General features: G+C 52.2%; 17 protein-coding genes. 13 read left to right on the top strand and 4 right to left on the bottom strand.

Translation table 11 applies throughout. From position 1 onward, the window contains the following. Positions 1-285: 285 nt before the first annotated feature. The 3 genes from yddG (at position 286) to OGY17_RS11600 (ending at position 3,235) form a co-directional block, all read left to right on the top strand. Positions 286-1,167, top strand: coding sequence for an aromatic amino acid efflux DMT transporter YddG (yddG, locus tag OGY17_RS11610; protein WP_048214181.1), 882 nt, complete (start codon positions 286-288; stop codon positions 1,165-1,167). Between the two features lie 461 nt (positions 1,168-1,628). Then, positions 1,629-2,711: a porin OmpD gene (gene ompD / locus OGY17_RS11605; protein ID WP_286607259.1), complete on the top strand. Its 1,083-nt coding sequence runs from the start codon at positions 1,629-1,631 to the stop codon at positions 2,709-2,711. Between the two features lie 83 nt (positions 2,712-2,794). Beyond that, positions 2,795-3,235 carry a GFA family protein gene (locus OGY17_RS11600; RefSeq protein ID WP_008784802.1) on the top strand — a complete coding sequence of 147 codons (441 nt, stop codon included), beginning with the start codon at positions 2,795-2,797 and terminating at the stop codon, positions 3,233-3,235. A gap of 3 nt (positions 3,236-3,238) precedes the next feature. Here the strand turns inward: OGY17_RS11600 and OGY17_RS11595 are convergent, their stop codons facing one another. Next, positions 3,239-4,723: an MFS transporter gene (locus tag OGY17_RS11595; RefSeq protein WP_008784803.1), complete on the bottom strand. Its 1,485-nt coding sequence runs from the start codon at positions 4,721-4,723 to the stop codon at positions 3,239-3,241. Between the two features lie 117 nt (positions 4,724-4,840). Between OGY17_RS11595 and OGY17_RS11590 the strand changes: the two genes are divergently transcribed. From OGY17_RS11590 to OGY17_RS11560, 7 genes are all read left to right on the top strand, one after another. Continuing rightward, positions 4,841-5,419, top strand: a complete 579-nt coding sequence (locus OGY17_RS11590) for a TetR family transcriptional regulator (RefSeq protein ID WP_057068227.1) — start codon at positions 4,841-4,843, stop codon at positions 5,417-5,419. Between the two features lie 212 nt (positions 5,420-5,631). Further along, complete coding sequence (locus OGY17_RS11585; protein ID WP_008784805.1) at positions 5,632-7,017, top strand: NarK family nitrate/nitrite MFS transporter; 1,386 nt, start codon at positions 5,632-5,634, stop codon at positions 7,015-7,017. 96 nt (positions 7,018-7,113) lie between these two features. Continuing rightward, positions 7,114-10,854, top strand: a complete 3,741-nt coding sequence (locus OGY17_RS11580) for a nitrate reductase subunit alpha (RefSeq protein ID WP_060682192.1) — start codon at positions 7,114-7,116, stop codon at positions 10,852-10,854. Beyond that, positions 10,851-12,395: a nitrate reductase subunit beta gene (narH, locus tag OGY17_RS11575; RefSeq protein WP_008784807.1), complete on the top strand. Its 1,545-nt coding sequence runs from the start codon at positions 10,851-10,853 to the stop codon at positions 12,393-12,395. The genes OGY17_RS11580 and narH overlap by 4 nt, the downstream gene beginning before the upstream one ends. Continuing rightward, positions 12,395-13,090 carry a nitrate reductase molybdenum cofactor assembly chaperone gene (narW, locus tag OGY17_RS11570; protein ID WP_079937278.1) on the top strand — a complete coding sequence of 232 codons (696 nt, stop codon included), beginning with the start codon at positions 12,395-12,397 and terminating at the stop codon, positions 13,088-13,090. Before narH ends, narW begins: the two co-directional genes overlap by 1 nt. Next, on the top strand, positions 13,087-13,767 hold the full coding sequence (gene narI / locus OGY17_RS11565) for a respiratory nitrate reductase subunit gamma (RefSeq protein ID WP_003833047.1): 681 nt from the start codon (positions 13,087-13,089) through the stop codon (positions 13,765-13,767). Before narW ends, narI begins: the two co-directional genes overlap by 4 nt. A 99-nt stretch (positions 13,768-13,866) precedes the next feature. Next, positions 13,867-14,760 carry a PhzF family isomerase gene (locus OGY17_RS11560; RefSeq protein ID WP_267439407.1) on the top strand — a complete coding sequence of 298 codons (894 nt, stop codon included), beginning with the start codon at positions 13,867-13,869 and terminating at the stop codon, positions 14,758-14,760. Between the two features lie 58 nt (positions 14,761-14,818). On the opposite strand, the gene nhoA is transcribed toward OGY17_RS11560, so the two are convergent. Beyond that, positions 14,819-15,664 (bottom strand): N-hydroxyarylamine O-acetyltransferase, encoded by an 846-nt coding sequence (gene nhoA / locus OGY17_RS11555; protein WP_126318064.1) that lies wholly within the window; start codon positions 15,662-15,664, stop codon positions 14,819-14,821. A gap of 157 nt (positions 15,665-15,821) precedes the next feature. Between nhoA and OGY17_RS11550 the strand changes: the two genes are divergently transcribed. Beyond that, a complete protein-coding gene (locus OGY17_RS11550) occupies positions 15,822-16,394 on the top strand; it encodes a flavin reductase family protein (protein ID WP_003833054.1) in 573 nt (190 codons plus the stop codon). Between the two features lie 213 nt (positions 16,395-16,607). After that, positions 16,608-18,584, top strand: a complete 1,977-nt coding sequence (locus tag OGY17_RS11545; protein WP_008784811.1) for an alkyl/aryl-sulfatase — start codon at positions 16,608-16,610, stop codon at positions 18,582-18,584. A 38-nt stretch (positions 18,585-18,622) separates the two neighbouring features. Here the strand turns inward: OGY17_RS11545 and pptA are convergent, their stop codons facing one another. Further along, on the bottom strand, positions 18,623-18,850 hold the full coding sequence (gene pptA / locus OGY17_RS11540; protein WP_100272447.1) for a tautomerase PptA: 228 nt from the start codon (positions 18,848-18,850) through the stop codon (positions 18,623-18,625). A 34-nt stretch (positions 18,851-18,884) separates the two neighbouring features. Beyond that, positions 18,885-19,889, bottom strand: a complete 1,005-nt coding sequence (locus OGY17_RS11535; RefSeq protein WP_267439404.1) for a LacI family DNA-binding transcriptional regulator — start codon at positions 19,887-19,889, stop codon at positions 18,885-18,887. Between the two features lie 319 nt (positions 19,890-20,208). Here OGY17_RS11535 and OGY17_RS11530 point away from each other — a divergent pair, with 319 nt between their 5' ends. Next, positions 20,209-21,405 carry an L-talarate/galactarate dehydratase gene (locus OGY17_RS11530; RefSeq protein ID WP_032943493.1) on the top strand — a complete coding sequence of 399 codons (1,197 nt, stop codon included), beginning with the start codon at positions 20,209-20,211 and terminating at the stop codon, positions 21,403-21,405. The last annotated feature ends 36 nt before the right edge of the window (positions 21,406-21,441 follow it).

Genomic DNA, 21,441 nt, shown 5'->3' with positions numbered 1-21,441 from the left:
TTTCCTCTTTTTTGCAGGGATTCGTACAGGACATCTCTCAGATCGCGCCAGCGCGGCATAATTGAAAGATGACATGTACAACTTCGCGACGAAACTATCAGCTATATCCATATTTTTTTTGCGTCAAATCAATAACGAAACGGTTCCGCTACTAAATAGTGCACTTTGTTTAACCTTTGTACCCATAAGGGGGTAGGTGAAAGGTAATTAGTTAGCGCGCTACGGTGTAAAAGTGCTATAAATTTCAGCTTAAATTTTTGCCAGCACCATGGACAGACAATCAGAATGACAAAACAAAAAGCGACGTTAATTGGGCTCATTGCCATCGTGCTCTGGAGCACGATGGTCGGGCTAATGCGTGGGGTAAGTGAAGGACTGGGTCCTGCAGGTGGCGCAGCAATGATTTTTTCGTTAAGTGGCCTGTTGCTGATTTTTACCGTCGGCTTTCCGAATATCAGAAAAATTCCTGTGCGTTATTTAATCGCGGGTAGCGTGCTTTTTGTTACTTATGAAATATGTTTAGCGCTGGCTCTCGGTTATGCGGCTACTCGTCACCAGGCTATTGAAGTCGGTATGGTTAATTATCTCTGGCCGAGTCTGACGATATTGTTTGCTATTTTATTTAATGGTCAAAAAACAACCTGGCTGGTAATCCCAGGATTAATTATCGCATTGACCGGGGTTTGTTGGGTATTGGGTGGCGAAAATGGCCTTAATCCTGGTGAAATTATAAACAACGTTGCCAGCAGCCCGCTGAGCTATTTCCTCGCCTTTCTTGGCGCATTTATCTGGGCAACGTATTGCACGGTGACCAATAAATACGCAAAAGGCTTTAACGGTATTACCGTATTCGTGTTACTAACGGCTGCAAGTTTGTGGGTTTACTATTTTATGACTCCGCAACCAGAAATGAATTTCAGCACTTCGGTGACTATTAAAATGTTCTCAGCGGCATTAACGTTAGGATTTGCCTATGCGGCGTGGAATATTGGCATTTTGCATGGCAACGTGACCATCATGGCCGTAGGTTCCTATTTTACCCCAGTGCTCTCCTCCGCCCTGGCTGCTGTGTTACTCAGCGCCCCGTTGTCGCTATCTTTCTGGCAGGGTGCATTGATGGTTTGTGCGGGTTCGCTACTTTGCTGGTTGGCAACACGCCGCGCCTGAAAAAAAATCCGGGTTTTATCGCGCAAATCTAAAACCCGGCTACACTGTAATCAAATTAATGAATAATAAATGTTCATTCCACTTGTGGTTTATGTTTATTTTTGTTTAATTTAATGTTAAATAATTGGTGGTTAATCAACTCCCGAAAATATTGCATGCTTATCTATATTCCTCGGTATGTATATATTATACCTGCGTGACTAACGCCATTTAAACCATAGACAGCACAATAGTCCCCTACGTAAATATACCCATTCAGATTTGTCACATATAAAGATTAATACAATCAGCTATATTATGTAGATCTGGATCACACAAATTCAAATATTTCGCAATATTATGAAACTTATTATTGAACTTATACCACTGCGTCATTTAAAAATAGTTTGCCATTGACGAACCCCTTCGTTTAGCAATGGTTTAGGAAACACACCAAGAAAAAATTATAAGGATTATTTAGAATGAAACTTAAATTAGTTGCAGTGGCAGTGACTAGCCTGTTGGCGGCAGGTGCGGTAAACGCAGCTGAGCTATATAACAAAGACGCAAACAAACTGGATATCTACGGTAAAGTTCACGCTCAGCATTACTTCTCTGACGACACCAGCAGCGATGGCGACAAAACCTACGCGCGTCTGGGCTTCAAAGGCGAAACTCAGATCAATGACCAGCTGGTTGGTTTTGGTCAGTGGGAATACGAATTCAAAGGCAACCGTTCCGAAAGCCAGGGTTCCGAAGCAGACAAAACCCGTCTGGCATTCGCTGGCCTGAAATTCGCTGAATACGGTTCTTTCGACTACGGTCGTAACTACGGCGTAGCTTACGACATCGGCGCATGGACCGACGTCCTGCCTGAGTTCGGTGGTGATACCTGGACCCAGACCGACGTATTCATGACCCAGCGTGCTACCGGCGTTGCTACCTACCGCAACACCGATTTCTTCGGTCTGGTTGAAGGTCTGAACTTTGCCGCTCAGTACCAGGGCAAAAACGATCGTACCGATGAAGTTGAAGCGAACGGTGATGGTTTCGGTCTGTCTACTACCTATGAATACGAAGGTTTCGGCGTTGGTGCTACCTATGCGAAATCTGACCGTACCGATCGTCAAGTGCGCAACGGCACCAACGGTCTTTACGCTTCAGGTCAGAATGCGGAAGTGTGGGCTGCTGGTCTGAAGTATGATGCGAACAACATCTACCTGGCGACCACCTACTCCGAAACCCGCAATATGACCACATTCGGTAAAATCGACGGTATTGCTAACAAAACTCAGAACTTTGAAGCTGTTGCACAGTACCAGTTCGACTTCGGCCTGCGTCCGTCCATCGCTTACCTGAAATCCAAAGGTAAAGATCTGGGTGCATACGGCGACCAGGATCTGGTTGAATACGTAGACTTGGGTGCTACCTACTACTTCAACAAAAACATGTCCACCTTCGTTGATTACAAAATCAACCTGCTGGATGACACTAACTTCACTAAAAATGTTGCGCAGATCAGCACTGACAACATCGTGGCTGTTGGTCTGAACTACCAGTTCTAATTTTGTTGTAGTCTGAATACAAAGCCAGTCCTTCAAGGGCTGGCTTTTTCTCTTAATGTAGACTCGGTCATAAGGAGTATGCCGTGCAGACATTCACTGGTCGTTGTCTTTGCGGACAGAGTCATTTTACCGTTGACGTCGAAATGCTGGATGTCTATGCCTGCCACTGTACGCTGTGTCAGAAATGGTCAGGCGGCATCGCCATGTATCTGGAAGCCAGCACTCACCCGCTGATGTCGCCAGAATCGGCAGAACCTTCGCACTTTCCTTCTTCAAATCGTGGTGAACGGTTCTTCTGTTCCGGCTGCGGATGCCCACTGTGGTTTACGTTGACGGACAGCGATCGCTACTTTATTCCATGGACACTTCTGGAACTTAATGAGGTAGATCGCCGCCGCCTGATATTAGCGGCAGAAATCTATACGGAAACACAGCCTGCGTTCTGGAGATTGACGGGGCAATACGCTCGACTGAGTGGGAAAGAAGTCGAAGAGATGGATTACCCCTGTCATTTAGCTCACTAGTTATTAACGTTGTACCTTTGCCAGACTGAACCACATTCCTATCGCTAATATGATAAGCATGCTGCCGGCGCTGCTTAAGGCCACGCTATGTGACCAGGTGAACGCTTCTCTGGCAGCCGTCAGCAATGCCTCACTCAGTGACGACGGGAGCGAGTGCGCCAGTTGTACCGCCTCCCCCATTGACGATGTGGCTCGTTCTACTTCCTGCGGATTAAGTCCGGCTGGCGGCAGAATCGATGCAGAAAAGCTGCGGCTCAACAGTAAACCAAAGATAGCGATCCCAAGTCCTGCCCCCAGTTCATAAGCCATTGTCTCGATGGCACCCGCGGCGGCGGCTTTTTCTGCCGGCGCTGCTGCCATGATAGCCGCCGTTGAAGCCAGAAGCGCACTGGCGGCGCTGAAGCCGAGCAAAGCCATCAAAATCCAGGCTTGTACCTGTTGGCTACTGAAATCCGTCATCGCCAGGCCGTAAAAGCTAACAGCGCTCAGCGCCATGCCCGCCGTTGCCACACAACGTAATCCCAGACGTGAAACCAACATACCGGCAATCGGTCCGCTGAAACCACTGGCCAGCATCACAGGCAGCATGAACAACCCTGCCTGATACGGTGTTAAGCCGTGGACAAACTGTAGCTCCTGCGCCATCAGCAACTCAAAACCCACCAGCGTTATCATCGCGGTCATGGCCATCACTACGCCGCTTAAAATGATGCGATGCGTGAACAACCGCATATCAATCATCGGGCGGGCTGCCGCAAGCTGGATGCGGACAAACTGCCACAACAGCAAAGCGCCGGTTAACAGCGTAAGGGCGATGGCAACGGTCGCCGTATGCCCTTTCAGCGCGGTTTTAGCGCTGTAAACCAACAGCAGAATGGCAACAATCAGCATGATCGCATGACCAAAATTTAACGATTGATCGCGACGTCCAGCCTGGCGCGGCACTAAGCGTGCGGTTAAAGCCATTACCACCAGGACAATCGGCACATTAATTAAGAATACGGACCCCCAGTAGAAGTGCTCCAGCAGCATCCCGCCAACCAGTGGGCCAAACGCCGCACCGCCGGAACCGACCGCCGCCCAGACGCCGAGAGCCATATTTCGATGCCGTTGCTCAGAGAACGTGGCGCGAATACCCGCCAGCGTTGCCGGAACAATCATCGCCGCGCCAATCGCCAATACCGCCCGGGTGGCAATCAGCCAGCTTGCGCTATGAGCAAAAGCGGCCGCCAGCGATGCGAGACCAAATAATCCACCGCCTAACAGCAGCAGACGTTTAAAGCCGATGCGATCCCCCAACGCACCCATTGGCAATACCATTCCGGCCATTACCAGGGAATAAATATCAATGATCCACAGCAGCTCGTTACCACTGGCACCCAGCGTCATACTCAGCGTGGGCGCGGCAACGTGCAGCACCGTTGCATCAATCGCAACAGGGATGTAGACCAGCACAATAATGACTAACGTTAACCACTGACGAAACATAAAACTCCCTAACGAAACCAAAACTGGACACATGTCCAGTTTTAGCGATCCTACGGAAAATTGAACATATGTCCAACTTTTTGTTAGACTGCGATCTATACGGGTACAGGAGGAATGATGAGCTATCTAAATCGGGATGAACGTCGGGAAGTGATTCTGCAAGCAGCAATGCGTGTCGCACTTGAAGAAGGATTTTCCGCCATGACGGTTCGACGCATTGCTGCAGAAGCTCACGTCGCGACGGGCCAGGTACATCACCATTTCGCCTCTGCCGGCGAACTCAAATCCCAGGCATTTGTGCGCCTTATCCGCACCCTACTTGATGCCGAACTGGTCAGCGAAGACGCCAGTTTCCGTGAGCGACTGCATGCGATGCTAGGCAGTGAAGATGGTGGTCTGGAACCCTATATTAAGCTATGGCGTGAAGCACAGGTTGTTGCGGGTAAAGATCCGGAAATTAAAAGCGCCTACCTGTTGACCATGCGAATGTGGCACGAAGAAACCGCCAACATCATTACACAAGGACAGAAAGCCGGTGAGTTCTCATCCGCGCCTGATGCCGCCGACGTCGCATGGCGCTTAATCGCATTAGTCTGCGGCCTGGATGGTATGTACATATTAGGTATTGAGGAAATGGCCGATCCTGCATTCGATCGTCACCTTGATCGTATGATAACGCAGGAGTTATTTATTTGATGTAATAGATGGATTAACAATACATCTTTTATGTTTACAATTAGTAACACTTAAGCAACGTGTAATTCTCCCATCACGCCGCGTTATTGCGCTTTTTTATCTATTCTTTCAGTCAATATTCCTAAAACTTTTCAATAGTTTCTAAAAAGAAGCCGCGCGGCGCTGCATGCGTTTATTTCTTTTTCATGAACGGCATGTGCATGGAGAATAATATGTCATCATCAAATGAGAAAAATAATCGTTATCTTTTGACTGACTGGAAACCAGAGAACCCCGGCTTTTGGGAAAATAAAGGCAAGCACATTGCGCGCAGAAACCTCTGGATATCAGTAAGTTGTCTGCTGCTTGCGTTCTGTGTCTGGATGTTGTTCAGCGCCGTAGCCGTCAATCTGAATAAAATTGGTTTTAATTTCACCACCGACCAACTGTTTTTATTAACGGCATTGCCATCTCTTTCTGGTGCAATATTACGCGTGCCCTACTCCTTTATGGTACCTATATTTGGTGGTCGTCGCTGGACCATTTTTAGCACGATTATTCTGGTTATTCCCTGCGTCTGGCTCGGATTTGCCGTGCAAAATACCGCTACTCCGTTTGGAGTATTTATAATCATTGCGCTGATGTGTGGTTTTGCTGGCGCTAACTTTGCCTCCAGCATGGGCAATATCAGCTTTTTCTTCCCCAAAGCGAAGCAAGGTAGCGCATTAGGCGTTAACGGTGGTCTCGGCAACCTCGGCGTCAGCGTGATGCAGTTGATCGCGCCACTGGTGATCTTTCTGCCCATATTTACCTTTTTGGGCGTACAGGGCGTACCGCAAGCTGACGGCTCGTTATTGTCGCTGGCCAATGCAGCATGGATATGGGTGCCGTTACTGCTGATAGCCACCGTGGCAGCGGGCATGGGAATGAACGACATTGCCAGCTCGAAGGCCTCAATTGCCTCTCAGTTACCGGTCCTCAAGCGTTTTCATCTGTGGTTATTAAGTCTGCTGTATCTCGCCACCTTCGGTTCATTTATCGGTTTTTCGGCAGGCTTTGCCATGCTGGCGAAAACCCAGTTCCCCGACGTGAATATCCTGCAACTGGCGTTCTTCGGCCCCTTCATCGGCGCGCTTGCACGATCGGCGGGTGGTGTTATCTCTGACAAGTTTGGTGGTGTGCGTGTCACCCTAATTAACTTCATCTTTATGGCACTGTTCAGCGCCCTGCTGTTTCTCACTTTGCCCGGCTCGGGCGAAGGTAGCTTTATCGCGTTTTACCTGGTGTTTATGGGCTTGTTCCTGACCGCGGGTCTGGGCAGCGGTTCAACCTTCCAGATGATTGCGGTGATCTTTCGCAAAATCACAATTTATCGGGTGAAGCTGCATGGTGGTACCGAAGAACAGGCTCAGCGGGAAGCGGTAACCGATACCGCAGCCGCCCTGGGATTTATTTCCGCTATTGGCGCAGTGGGGGGCTTCTTCATTCCTAAAGCGTTCGGCTCATCGCTGGCGTTGACCGGCTCTCCGGTGGGTGCCATGAAAATATTCCTCGTGTTTTACATCGTCTGCGTGCTGGTGACCTGGTTGGTCTATGGCCGTAAATCACAAAAAAAATAACAAAATGGATACCGCAGGATCGGACATTCAGGTAGGTCGGATCAGGCCTGGAGTTCGATTCACCGTCGGCAATATTATCGAAGCAGGAGTTATGTCATGAGTAAACTGTTAGACCGCTTTCGCTACTTTAAACAAAAGGGTGATACGTTTGCCGAGGGGCACGGGCAAGTGATGCACACCAACCGGGACTGGGAAGACAGCTATCGTCAGCGCTGGCAGTTCGACAAAATTGTGCGTTCTACCCACGGCGTTAACTGTACCGGCTCATGCAGCTGGAAGATCTACGTTAAAAACGGGTTGGTGACCTGGGAAACGCAGCAAACCGACTACCCGCGTACCCGTCCTGACCTGCCAAATCATGAGCCCCGTGGCTGTCCACGCGGCGCCAGTTATTCGTGGTATCTCTATAGCGCTAACCGCCTGAAATATCCCCTGGTGCGTAAACGCTTAATCGAATTGTGGCGCGACGCCCTCTCCCACCAGCCCGATCCGGTGCTGGCCTGGGAATCCATTATGAACGACCCGCAAAAATGCCAGAGCTACAAGCAGGTACGCGGGCGCGGTGGGTTTATCCGTTCGAACTGGAAAGAGCTTAATCAGCTGATTGCTGCCGCCAACGTCTGGACGGTGAAAACCTACGGCCCGGATCGCGTGGTCGGCTTCTCCCCGATCCCGGCGATGTCGATGGTTTCCTATGCCGCCGGCACTCGCTATCTCTCGCTAATCGGCGGAACATGTCTGAGTTTCTATGACTGGTACTGCGACTTACCGCCCGCGTCACCGATGACCTGGGGCGAGCAGACCGACGTTCCTGAGTCCGCCGACTGGTATAACTCCAGCTATATCATCGCCTGGGGCTCTAACGTGCCGCAGACCCGTACCCCGGATGCGCACTTTTTCACAGAAGTACGCTACAAAGGCACCAAGACGATTGCCATTACGCCGGACTACTCGGAAGTCGCCAAACTGTGCGATCAGTGGCTGGCACCCAAACAAGGGACAGACAGCGCGCTGGCAATGGCGATGGGCCACGTCATCCTGAAAGAGTTCCACCTCGACAATCCCAGCGATTATTTCCTCAATTACTGTCGTCGCTATACCGACATGCCGATGCTGGTTTTGCTGGATGCCCGCGAAGATGGCAGCTACGTGCCTGGACGCATGATGCGTGCTTCAGACCTTGTCGATGGCCTGGGTGAAAGCAACAATCCAGAGTGGAAAACGGTAGCCTTTAACAGCGCTGGCGAACTGGTTGTCCCGAACGGATCTATCGGTTTTCGCTGGGGGGAAAAAGGCAAATGGAACCTGGAACCACTGGCGGCTGGCGCTGAAACTGAACTTTCTCTTTCGCTGCTTGGTCAGCATGATGAAGTGACCGGCGTGGCATTCCCCTATTTTGGCGGCAACGAAAACCCACATTTTCGCAGTGTAAAACAAGAACCGGTGCTGATCCGTCAACTGCCGGTAAAACATCTTACCCTCGCTGACGGTAGCCGTTGCCCGGTGGTGAGCGTCTATGATCTGGTGCTGGCGAATTATGGCCTCGATCGTGGTCTGGATGACGTTCATAGCGCGCAAGATTACAGCGAAGTGAAAGCCTACACCCCGGCCTGGGGCGAGCAAATTACGGGGGTGCCACGCCGTCATATCGAACAGATCGCCCGTGAGTTTGCTGATACTGCGCACAAAACGCATGGCCGTTCGATGATCATTCTCGGGGCTGGCGTGAACCACTGGTATCACATGGATATGAACTACCGTGGCATGATTAACATCCTCGTGTTCTGTGGCTGCGTGGGACAAAGCGGCGGCGGCTGGGCGCACTATGTGGGTCAGGAGAAACTGCGTCCGCAAACCGGTTGGTTGCCGCTGGCCTTTGCGCTGGACTGGAACCGACCACCGCGTCAGATGAACAGCACTTCGTTTTTCTATAACCACTCCAGCCAGTGGCGTTATGAAAAACTCACCGCGCAGGAACTCCTCTCTCCGCTGGCCGATGCGTCGAAGTTTAGCGGACATTTGATTGACTTTAACGTACGGGCTGAAAGGATGGGCTGGCTGCCGTCTGCGCCGCAGCTTAACCTCAACCCTTTGACCGTTAAAGCAAAAGCCGAACAAGCAGGGCTATCTCCTGCGCAATACACCGCACAGGCGCTGAAGTCAGGTGATATTCGTTTTGCCTGCGAACAGCCAGATAACGGCAAAAACCATCCGCGCAACCTCTTCGTCTGGCGCTCTAACCTGCTCGGCTCCTCCGGTAAAGGGCATGAATACATGCTCAAATATTTGCTGGGTACCGAAAGCGGGATCCAGGGGGAAGCGCTCGGTTCAAGCGAGGGTATTAAACCTGAAGAGGTTGAATGGCAGTCGGCGGCGATAGAGGGCAAGCTCGATCTGCTGGTCACGCTCGATTTCCGTATGTCCAGCACCTGTTTGTTCTCCGATATCGTTCTGCCAACCGCTACCTGGTATGAAAAAGACGATATGAATACCTCGGATATGCATCCGTTTATTCACCCGTTGTCTGCGGCGGTCGACCCGGCATGGGAATCGAAGAGCGACTGGGAAATTTATAAAGGCATCGCCAAAGTATTTTCTGAGGTTTGCGTCGGACACCTTGGACAAGAAACGGATGTGGTATTGCAACCGCTGCAACACGACTCTCCGGCAGAGCTGGCGCAGCCGTTTGACATTCAGGACTGGCGCAAAGGCGAATGCGATCTCCTCCCGGGCAAAACGGCACCGAATATCGCCGTTGTGGAGCGTGACTACCCCGCCACCTACGAACGCTTTACTTCACTTGGCCCGCTCATGGACAAACTCGGAAACGGCGGGAAAGGCATTGCGTGGAATACCCAGGCAGAAGTCGATTTCCTCGGCAAGCTGAACTACACCAAGCGCGAAGGCCCGGCAAAAGGCCGCCCGCTGATTGACACCGCGCTGGATGCCTCTGAGGTGATCCTTGCCCTGGCACCGGAAACAAACGGTCAGGTGGCGGTGAAAGCCTGGGAAGCGCTGGGGGCGATGACCGGACGCGACCATACGCACCTGGCGTTGAACAAAGAAGACGAGAAGATCCGTTTTCGCGATATCCAGGCACAGCCGCGCAAAATCATCTCCAGCCCCACCTGGTCCGGGTTGGAAAGTGAACATGTTTCCTATAACGCAGGCTATACCAACGTCCACGAGCTGATCCCATGGCGTACCCTGTCCGGTCGCCAACAGCTGTATCAGGATCATGCGTGGATGCGTGCGTTCGGTGAAAGTCTGGTGGCGTATCGTCCACCTATCGATACCCGCAGCGTCAGTGAAATGCGCGAGGTTCCGCCTAACGGCTTCCCGGAAAAAGCGCTCAACTTCCTGACGCCGCACCAGAAATGGGGGATCCACTCCACCTATAGTGAAAACCTGCTGATGCTGACGCTGTCGCGCGGCGGACCTATTGTCTGGATCAGCGAGACCGATGCCAAAGAGCTGGGCATTGAGGATAACGACTGGATCGAAGCCTTCAACGCCAACGGTGCGCTCACCGCGCGTGCAGTGGTGAGTCAACGCGTGCCACCGGGAATGACCATGATGTATCACGCTCAGGAGCGAATCATGAATATCCCTGGCTCAGAAGTGACCGGGATGCGCGGCGGGATCCATAACTCGGTGACCCGCGTCTGCCCGAAACCCACGCACATGATAGGTGGCTATGCGCAGCTGGCATACAGCTTCAACTATTACGGTACGGTCGGCTCTAACCGCGATGAGTTCATCATGATTAGAAAAATGAAAAATATTAACTGGCTGGATGATGAAGGTCGCGATCAGGTACAGGAGGCGAAAAAATGAAAATACGCTCACAGGTAGGCATGGTTCTTAATCTGGATAAGTGCATCGGCTGCCACACCTGCTCCGTTACCTGCAAAAACGTCTGGACCGGACGTGAAGGGATGGAATACGCGTGGTTTAATAACGTCGAGACCAAACCGGGTATTGGTTATCCGAAGAACTGGGAAGATCAGGAAGAGTGGCAAGGCGGCTGGGTTCGCGATGTTAACGGCAAGATAAGACCGCGTCTGGGCGGTAAGATGGGCGTCATCACCAAAATTTTCGCCAACCCGGTAATCCCGCAAATCGATGATTACTATGAGCCGTTTACCTACGATTATCAACATCTGCATAGCGCGCCGGAAAGCAAGAATCAGCCCACAGCGCGTCCGCGTTCGCTGATCGATGGTAAGCGGATGGACAAGATTATCTGGGGTCCAAACTGGGAAGAACTGCTTGGCGGCGAATTTTCAAAACGTGCCCGCGACCGTAACTTCGAGAAGATGCAAAAGGAGATGTACGGCCAGTTCGAAAACACCTTCATGATGTATTTACCGCGCCTGTGCGAGCACTGCCTGAACCCAAGCTGTGTCGCCACCTGCCCAAGCGGTGCTATCTACAAGCGTGAAGAAGACGGCATTGTGCTGATCGACCAGGACAAATGTCGCGGCTGGCGCTTGTGCATCAGCGGCTGTCCGTACAAAAAAATCTACTTTAACTGGAAGAGCGGTAAGTCAGAGAAGTGCATTTTCTGCTATCCGCGTATTGAGTCTGGCCAGCCGACGGTATGTTCGGAAACCTGCGTTGGACGTATCCGTTATCTCGGCGTATTGCTGTACGACGCCGACCGCATCGAAGAAGCGGCCAGCACCGAGCATGAGACCGATCTCTATGAGCGTCAGTGCGATGTATTCCTCAATCCGCACGATCCGGCGGTTATTGAAGAGGCGTTAAAACAAGGTATTCCGCACAACGTCATCGAAGCGGCCCAACGTTCGCCAGTCTACAAAATGGCGATGGACTGGAAGCTGGCGCTGCCGCTGCACCCGGAATATCGCACCCTGCCGATGGTCTGGTATGTACCGCCATTGTCACCGATTCAGTCGGTCGCCGACGCGGGCGGACTGCCGCACAATGGCAACATTTTGCCTGCGGTTGAGTCGCTGCGAATTCCGGTTCAGTACCTCGCTAACATGTTAAGCGCAGGCGATACCGGTCCGGTGCTGCGCGCGCTCAAACGGATGATGGCCATGCGCCACTATATGCGTGCGCAAACCGTCGAAGGCGTGACGGACACCCGCGCGATTGAGGAAGTGGGTCTGACCGTTGAGCAGGTTGAAGAGATGTATCGCTATCTGGCCATCGCCAACTATGAGGACCGCTTTGTGATCCCGACCAGCCACCGTGAAATGGCGCGCGATGCCTTCCCGGAGAAAAACGGCTGCGGATTTACCTTCGGTGACGGCTGCCATGGCTCAGATACCAAATTCAACCTGTTTAACAGTAGCCGTATTGATGCCATCGACATCACCGAAGTTCGCGATAAAGCGGAGGGTGAATAATGCAAATCCTGAAGGTTATCGGCCTGCTGATGGAATATCCCGACGAACTACTGTGGGAGTGTAAAGACGACGCGCTGGCGCTTGTGGCCAGCGATGCCCCCATGCTTACCGAATTTAGCCAGGGATTGCTCAATGCGCCACTGCTGGATAAACAAGCGGAATGGTGCGAAATCTTTGACCGGGGCCGGGCCACCTCTCTGCTGCTGTTTGAGCATGTGCACGCCGAGTCCCGTGACCGTGGTCAGGCGATGGTTGATCTGTTGGCGCAGTACGAAAAGGTCGGGCTACAGCTCGACTGCCGCGAACTACCGGATCATCTGCCGTTGTATCTGGAGTATTTGAGCGTGTTGCCGGAGGCCCAGGCCAAAGAAGGACTGCAGAACGTTGCCCCCATTCTGGCGCTGCTTGGCGGTCGTTTAAAACAGCGCGATACGCCGTGGTATCAGTTGTTTGATGCCCTGCTGCTGCTTGCCGGAAGCCCTCTTTCAAGTGACAGTGTCACTAAGCAGGTTGGTGCTGAAACCCGCGATGATACCCGTCAGGCGTTGGATGCGGTGTGGGAAGAGGAACAGGTGAAGTTTATCGAGGATAACGCCACCGCCTGCGACAGTTCACCGTTACAAAACTATCAACGACGCTTTAGCCAGGACGTGGCGCCGCAGTATGTCGACGTCAGCGCGGGAGGCCCGAAATGATACAGTACCTGAACGTCTTTTTTTACGATATCTACCCGTACCTGTGCGGTACGGTGTTTATCCTCGGCAGTTGGCTACGCTATGACTACGGGCAATACACCTGGCGCGCCTCTTCCAGCCAGATGCTGGACAAACGCGGCATGGTGCTGTGGTCAAACCTGTTCCACATCGGCATTCTGGGGATCTTTTTCGGTCACCTGTTCGGCATGCTAACGCCGCACTGGATGTATGCCTGGTTCCTGCCGATTGCGGTGAAACAACAGATGGCGATGATTGCCGGTGGGCTTTGTGGCGTACTGACGCTGGTTGGTGGCGCAGGTTTGCTGGTGCGGCGTCTGACCAACCCGCGCATTCGTGCAACGTCTTCCACCGCTGATATTCTGATCCTTTGCGTTCTGCTGATTCAGTGTATCCTCGGCTTAACCACCATCCCGTTCTCCGCACAGCATCCTGACGGCAGTGAAATGCTGAAACTGGTTGGTTGGGCGCAGTCAGTGGTGACCTTCCAGGGCGGCGCATCTGCACATCTGGATGGCGTGGCGTTGATTTTCCGTGTGCACCTGGTTCTGGGGATGACTATCTTCCTGCTATTCCCGTTCACCCGTCTGGTCCACGTATGGAGTGCGCCGTTTGAGTACTTCACTCGCCGCTATCAAATAGTGCGTTCCCGCCGATAATTGAACTCTGATGCCCGGTAGCGCTTGCGCTTACCGGGCCTGCATCGCTATCCCGCTTTTTGTACGTTATGATGCTTCTCCATTTCAGGGAGAACGCTAATGAAACCACAGGTTTACCACGTCGATGCCTTTACCTCGGTCCCTTTTCGCGGCAACTCAGCAGGTGTGGTTTTACATGCTGATGGACTGAGTGACGCGCAGATGCAGCTCATCGCTCGCGAGCTGCGTCATTCAGAAACCGCATTTCTGCTGACCAGTGACGACAGCGATGTTCGCATCCGCTATTTCACCCCGACGGTCGAAGTTCCTATCTGTGGGCATGCTACCGTCGCCGCGCATTATGTGCGGGCCAAGGTGCTGGGTCTGGGCAACTGCACGGTCTGGCAAACCTCGCTGGCCGGACGTCATCGGGTGGATATTGACGCTACCGGGAACGACTATCGCATTAGCCTTGAGCAAGGTGAACCGGGTTTTGAACCTCCGCTGGAGGGCGCTGTTCGTACTGCGATTCTCGATGCGCTGCACCTGAGCGAAGACGATAAGCTGGCAGGCTTACCCATTCAGGTTGCCACGACCGGACATTCGAAAGTGATGATTCCACTGAAACCCGAGGTGGACCTTGACGCCATTTCCCCTGATTTACCGGCTTTGACCGCCATCAGCCAGCAAATTGGCTGTAACGGCTTTTTCCCTTTTCAAATCCGCGAGGGCGAAAACGCCACTGATGGCCGCATGTTTTCACCTGCTATTGGTATTGTGGAAGACCCGGTTACCGGCAATGCCAACGGTCCAATGGGCGCGTGGCTGGTCCACCATGGGCTGATGGCGCATGATGGGAAAACGTTACGTGTTCAGGGGCATCAGGGCCGTGCGCTCGGGCGCGACGGGATTGTTGATGTGACGGTGACTATCCGTGAAAACCAGCCGGAAAAAGTCACCATTACCGGTTCGGCGGTGATCCTGTTTCACGCAGAATGGGCGATAGATTTTTAATTGTTCCCGTAGGCCGGATAAGGCGATGACGCCGCATCCGGCATTAATTCCGATGCCCCTATTTCCCCGCCTCCGGATGCGTATCAAACGCCGCCATGACCGTCGCCAGCTCATCTTCGGTAAATCCATGCTTCACGTCATCCACACCCAGTCCAAATCGTTCTTGCAACAATGCATACAAACTGGCGACGTCAGGCAAATTAATCTGCTCTACCGCATGTCCATCCTGATAATGGGTAAAGTGAAAATTGGTTAACGTTAATTTCCCGCCGTCGGGCAGATGACGGCACATCAGCAGATGATGGCGAAAATGTGATTGCGGCCAGTGTGCGGACCAGAAGTTGCCCATCAGATAATCGCTCTGATGCTGCACGACCAGATCGAAACGATACATTGACTGCCAGTGTTCGTGATGACGGAACTGGAGGATCCAATCTTCACCTTCCTGAATCAGCCGATATTCGCCGTGTGGCGTCTTCTGCTCAGTGTTAGCCTGCAGACGAATCGGCGCCGTCAGCGTTTGTCCGCCGAAACCAACGTCGGCGATCCACTGCTCTCCCTGCAATTCAACCAGCAACAGACGATGCGTGCGCGGCGGCAGGCTTGACGGATTTGCCAGTACCACGCGACCGAGAAGGCTACGTACGTTAAAACCGATTTCGCGTAGCGCGCGTTCAAACACGCCGTTCTGTTCAAAGCAATAACCGCCACGACGCGCCGTTACCAGCTTCTCTTCCAGCGACAAATCGTCAAGCTGCATCTCTCTTGGCAGTAATACGTCCAGGTTTTCAAATGGAATCGCGGCGTTATGCAGTAAATGCAGCGCTTGCAAGGTTTCAATGTTGACGTTGGCCGAATCTGACCAGCCAATACGGGCAAAGTAAGCGGTTAAAAAAGGCGTCATACGGAGTTCCTGTTCGATTAATGCAGTACTTATAACGTATTTTTCGTTTTACGCTGTCGATTTTGTGCGTTGTTAATTCCTGTGAGGCGACAAAATCGCTAATACCGTTAATATCTATGTTTATTGTGGTGTGTTATCTCTCAGCCAAGGAGCATCCATGAGCCATTTTCGTCCGATCGAATTAAAACATGCCAGTCGGCTACTCAATCATGGCCCAACGATATTGATAACCAGCCGGGATGAGCATACTGAGCGGCGAAATGTGATGGCTGCGGCGTGGTCAATGCCCGTGGAATTTGAGCCGCCGCGGGTAGCAATTGTTGTTGATAAGACCGCCTGGTCGCGAGATCTCATTGAACGTAGCGGTAAATTCGGCATCGTTATTCCGGGTATCGCCGCCGTCAACTGGACCTGGGCCGTAGGCAGCGTTTCCGGTCGCGTGGAAGATAAATTCAACTGTTACGGCATTCCCGTGGTGCAAGGACCCGTGCTAGGTTTACCGCTGATAGAAGCGAAATGTCTGGCCTGGATGGAGTGTCGCCTGTTGCCAGCCACGGCGGCACAGGAAAAATATGACACTCTGTTTGGGGAAGTAGTCTCCGCTGCTGCTGATGAGCGAGCCTTCGTGGAAGGACGCTGGCAGTTTGATGATGGCAAGCTCAATACTCTGCATCACCTTGGGGCCGGAACGTTTATCTCCAGCGGGAAACGCATTATCGCAGGTGAATGATAGTATGCTAACGGATGGCAGTTCTGCTCTGTCATCCGCAACTGTTTTCTTAAAACTTCTGAAAAACCAGTTAGATAAATTACTCTGCCTTCCTTGCCTAATCATTCATGTGAATTATAGTTAATCTTGCACTAACTCAAATACCTAATCAAAACGCTATCCGTCAAAGCAGCATCCCCAACTGTACTTTTGAAGTGTCAGAGAGGTTTTACGATGCAACTTAATAGAATCGCACAAAGTTTTATACTTGCTGGGTTACTCACATCGTTTTCTGTTCCCCTTATGGCCGCTGAAGCCCCCAAAGACGCTACAGCCGCCACGCAACAAGCCAACAACGCGCTTTACAATCAACTGCCCTTCTCCGATAACACCGACTTTACCGACGCCCACAAAGGCTTTATCGCCCCACTCCCGCAGGACGTGATCAAGGGCGAGCAGGGAAATGTTATCTGGAATCCGCAGCAGTACGCGTTCATCAAAGAAGGCGATAAAGCCCCGGATACGGTAAACCCGAGCCTGTGGCGTCAATCTCAGTTGATCAACATCAGCGGGCTGTTTGAAGTAACGGATGGCGTTTACCAGATTCGTAACCTCGATCTGTCAAACATGACCATTATTGAAGGTAAAGAAGGCATCACCGTTGTTGACCCGCTGGTCTCGGCAGAAACGGCCAAAGTCGGGATGGATCTTTACTTTAAAAACCGCGGTCAAAAACCGGTTGTTGCGGTGATTTATACCCACAGCCACGTTGACCATTACGGCGGCGTACGCGGCGTTGTCGATGAAGCCGACGTTAAAGCGGGCAAAGTGAAAGTTTATGCGCCAGCCGGCTTTATGGAAGCCGCGGTCGCTGAGAATATCATGGCCGGTAACGTCATGAGCCGCCGCGCGAGCTACATGTACGGCAACCTGTTAAAACCTGATGCCAAAGGCCAGGTCGGCGCGGGACTGGGAACCACGACCTCCGCGGGAACCGTTACCCTGATTGCGCCAACAAATATCATTGAGAAAGATGGACAAAAAGAGGTCATCGACGGCCTGACCTATGACTTCATGCTGGCTCCGGGTTCCGAAGCACCATCGGAAATGCTGTGGTACATCGAAGAGAAGAAACTGATTGAATCCGCAGAAGATGTTACCCATACCCTGCACAACACCTACTCCCTGCGCGGAGCCAAAATTCGTGAGCCGCTGCCGTGGTCCAAATACATCAACGAAGCGATTGTGCGCTGGGGTGATAAAGCCGAAGTGCTGATGGCGCAGCACCACTGGCCAACCTGGGGTAATGACAAGGTGGTCAGCCTGCTGAAAAGTCAGCGCGATCTGTATCGCTACATCAACGACCAGACGCTACGCATGGCTAACGAAGGTCTGACCCGCGATGAAATCGCTGCCAACTTTAAGCTACCGGACTCACTGGCACATACCTGGGCTAACCGCGGTTACTATGGCTCCGTGAGCCATGACGTTAAAGCGACCTATGTGCTCTATCTCGGCTGGTTTGACGGCAACCCGGCAACGCTGGATGAGCTGCCGCCGGAAGAGTCTGCGAAGAAATTTGTCGACTACATGGGTGGTGCGGACGCCATTTTGCAGAAAGCAAAAGCCGACTATGACCAGGGCAACTACCGCTGGGTGGCACAGGTGGTAAGCAAAGTCGTGTTTGCCGATCCAAATAACCAGGCCGCACGTAATCTGGAAGCAGATGCGCTTGAGCAACTGGGTTATCAGGCTGAATCCGGCCCGTGGCGTAACTTCTACCTGACCGGCGCGCAAGAGCTGCGTAACGGCGTGGTCAAAGGCCCAACCCCGAATACCGCCAGCCCGGATACCGTTCGTGCTATGACGCCGGAAATGTTCTTCGATTATCTGGCAGTGCATATTAACGGACAAAAAGCGGGTGATGCGAAGTCGGTGTTTAACATCGATCTTGGCAGTGATGGCGGTAAATATAAGCTTGAGCTGGAGAATGGCGTCCTGAACCATACCGCCAATGCCGAAGCGAAAGATGCCGATGCTACGATCACGCTTAATCGCGATACGCTGAACAAAATCATCCTCAAGGAAGTGACGCTGAAACAGGCACAAGACAGCGGTGACGTGAAGATAACCGGTGACGGCGCCAAGCTTGATGCCATGCTCGGCTATATGGATAAATTCGAATTCTGGTTCAACATCGTTACGCCGTAAGCACAACGAAAATGGGCGGATTTTCCGCCCGTTTTTTCTTACATATTGTAGCCGGGTTTTTTAATCAACTTTGCCATCTGCGGCGCTATTTCCGCATCCCACACGCCCTGCCACGCCTCTGGCTCAACTTCATTGAGCGCCACGCTGACTGAACTGTCTTTGCTTTGCAAATGACGAATAATAACCTCGGTAATATCCGCCGCCAGGGCGGTTTTCTGTTCGTCGGTAAGAGCGCGAGGAAAACATTTAATATCAACGTGCGGCATAGCAGATTCCTTATTGTTTTGGGATGCAGGTAACTTATGCGGACTCTCGTTCTACCAGATGAAAGCCGACATCAATAATATCGTCTTCACGCGGAATTTGTTCGATACGATCGGCAAGCAGTGAAGCGGCACGTTGTCCAATGGCCCGTCGGTCGACGCTGACGGTGGTGATCGCAGGTCGGTTACTGGCGGCAAAATCGAGATCGCCAAAACCGATAATCGCTAACTCCTGCGGCACGCGTAGACCACGGCTTTCGGCTTCCATGATCGCCCCCTGGGCTAGCGTATCAGAGCTACAGACAATGACATCAAACTCGCGATCCGCCAATAGCTGCGTTAATCCAGAGCGTCCCAATGCCAGAGAGGCCGGAAGCGGAACATCCACCTGTGCGTCAGCCGCAACACCATGACGTCTCAGCGCATCGCACAGTCCTTGTTTACGCTGGCCTGCCCGGCGATCGGCAGTCCATAACAACCCCGGACGTCGATAGCCTTTATTCAGCAGATAGTCTGCCACCGCTTGCCCGACCTTTTCATGCGAAAAACCGACCAGCATATCGATGGGTGTTGGGGTTAAATCCCAGATTTCCACGACCGGGATGGCCGCATTAAGAATCACTTTTTTCAGCTCAGCGGTATGATGAATACCGGTGAGTACTACACCATCCGGGCGACGAGAAAGCAGCGTCGCCACCAGATCTGCCTCAGTTTGCGGTGTATAACCCGACACGCAAAGCAAAATGTGGTATCCGCGTTCTGCCAGTTCATCACTTAATGACTGGATGGTATCGACAAACATATTGTTGTTAATTTGCGGAATAACCACGGCGATAAGCTTGCTGCGACGCGACGCCAGTCCCCCAGCCAGTGCGTTGGGAATATAGCCGGTGGCGCGCACCGCCTGCATCACTTTTTCAACCGTTTTCGGGCGCACCAGCTGCGGGGTATTCAACGCCCTGCTCACCGTCATGGGTGACAATCCCGCGGTACGGGCAACATCTTCCAGCGTGGGAGCGCGCGGTGGTTTGGGATTTTTCACTGTCGATGCCCTTGTCAAAAATCGCTGATTTATCCTGGCATTATTCATCATGATTTTGGCTATTGCCAGCGTTGCTCAGTGATAACGCAGGGAAAACAGCAGCTTAGTTAATTATCGCCACTCAAAATGATAGCGCAATCACAATGATTTGTGCATTTCTCCATAAAGTACTGGAATGTGACGTCGTTTATAATTTACCACCCTTCTCTCTCTGAATTTGTGAGCAATTGTTCAAATCGCAGTCAATTCGCTGGCACAGTGATTGCGCTAACATTAAAAATGATAGCGCAATCATTTGTTATCACCAGGAGAGAACAATATGTCTTTAAGTGCCAATTCCGATGCCGTGACCTATGCCAAATCGGCTAACGCTAAAACCGCAGCAGAAACCGGTGACCGTATTGAATGGGTAAAACTGTCTCTGGCTTTCCTTCCTCTGGCAACACCCGTGAGCGATGCCAAAGTGCTCACCGGTCGCCAGAAACCGCTAACTGAAGTCGCCATAATCATCGCCGAGATCCGCAGCCGCGACGGGTTTGAAGGCGTGGGATTTAGTTACTCCAAGCGGGCTGGCGGCCAGGGAATCTATGCGCATGCCAAAGAAATTGCCGATAACCTGTTAGGCGAAGATCCAAACGATATTGACAAGATCTACACCAAGCTGCTGTGGGCTGGCGCTTCCGTGGGGCGCAGCGGCATGGCGGTACAAGCCATCTCCCCTATCGATATCGCATTATGGGATATGAAAGCCAAGCGTGCAGGATTGCCGCTGGCAAAACTGCTTGGCGCGCATCGGGACTCCGTGCAGTGCTACAACACCTCCGGCGGATTCCTGCATACGCCGCTGGATCAGGTGCTAAAAAACGTGGTTATTTCCCGTGAAAACGGCATTGGTGGTATCAAACTCAAGGTTGGTCAGCCAAACTGCGCCGAGGATATTCGCCGCTTAACCGCGGTGCGTGAAGCGCTGGGGGATGACTTCCCGCTAATGGTCGATGCCAATCAGCAGTGGGATCGGGAAACCGCCATCCGTATGGGACGTAAAATGGAGCAGTTTAATCTAATCTGGATTGAAGAGCCGCTGGACGCCTACGATGTTGAGGGCCACGCCCAACTGGCCGCCGCGCTTGATACCCCGATTGCCACCGGTGAAATGCTGACCAGCTTCCGCGAGCATGAACAGCTGATCCTCGGCAATGCCAGCGATTTTGTGCAGCCCGATGCACCGCGTGTGGGAGGGATTTCACCGTTCCTGAAAATTATGGACCTGGCGGCTAAACATGGTCGCAAGTTGGCTCCACACTTCGCTATGGAAGTTCACCTGCATCTGTCCGCCGCTTATCCGCTTGAGCCATGGCTGGAGCATTTTGAATGGCTGAACCCGTTATTTAACGAACAACTTGAGCTGCGCGATGGCCGGATGTGGGTTTCCGATCGTCACGGTCTGGGCTTCAGCATCAGCGAGCAGGCGCGCCGCTGGACGCAATTAACCTGCGAGTTTGGCAAACGTCCTTAATTAATTTGGCGGGTAAGCAATACCCGCCCTCCTCCC

The organism is Citrobacter sp. Cpo126 (assembly GCF_030332445.1).
Lineage (GTDB): Bacteria > Pseudomonadota > Gammaproteobacteria > Enterobacterales > Enterobacteriaceae > Citrobacter > Citrobacter portucalensis.
The sequence above is the reverse complement of the archived record's forward strand: the minus strand, read 5'-3'. Positions and strand labels throughout refer to the sequence as shown.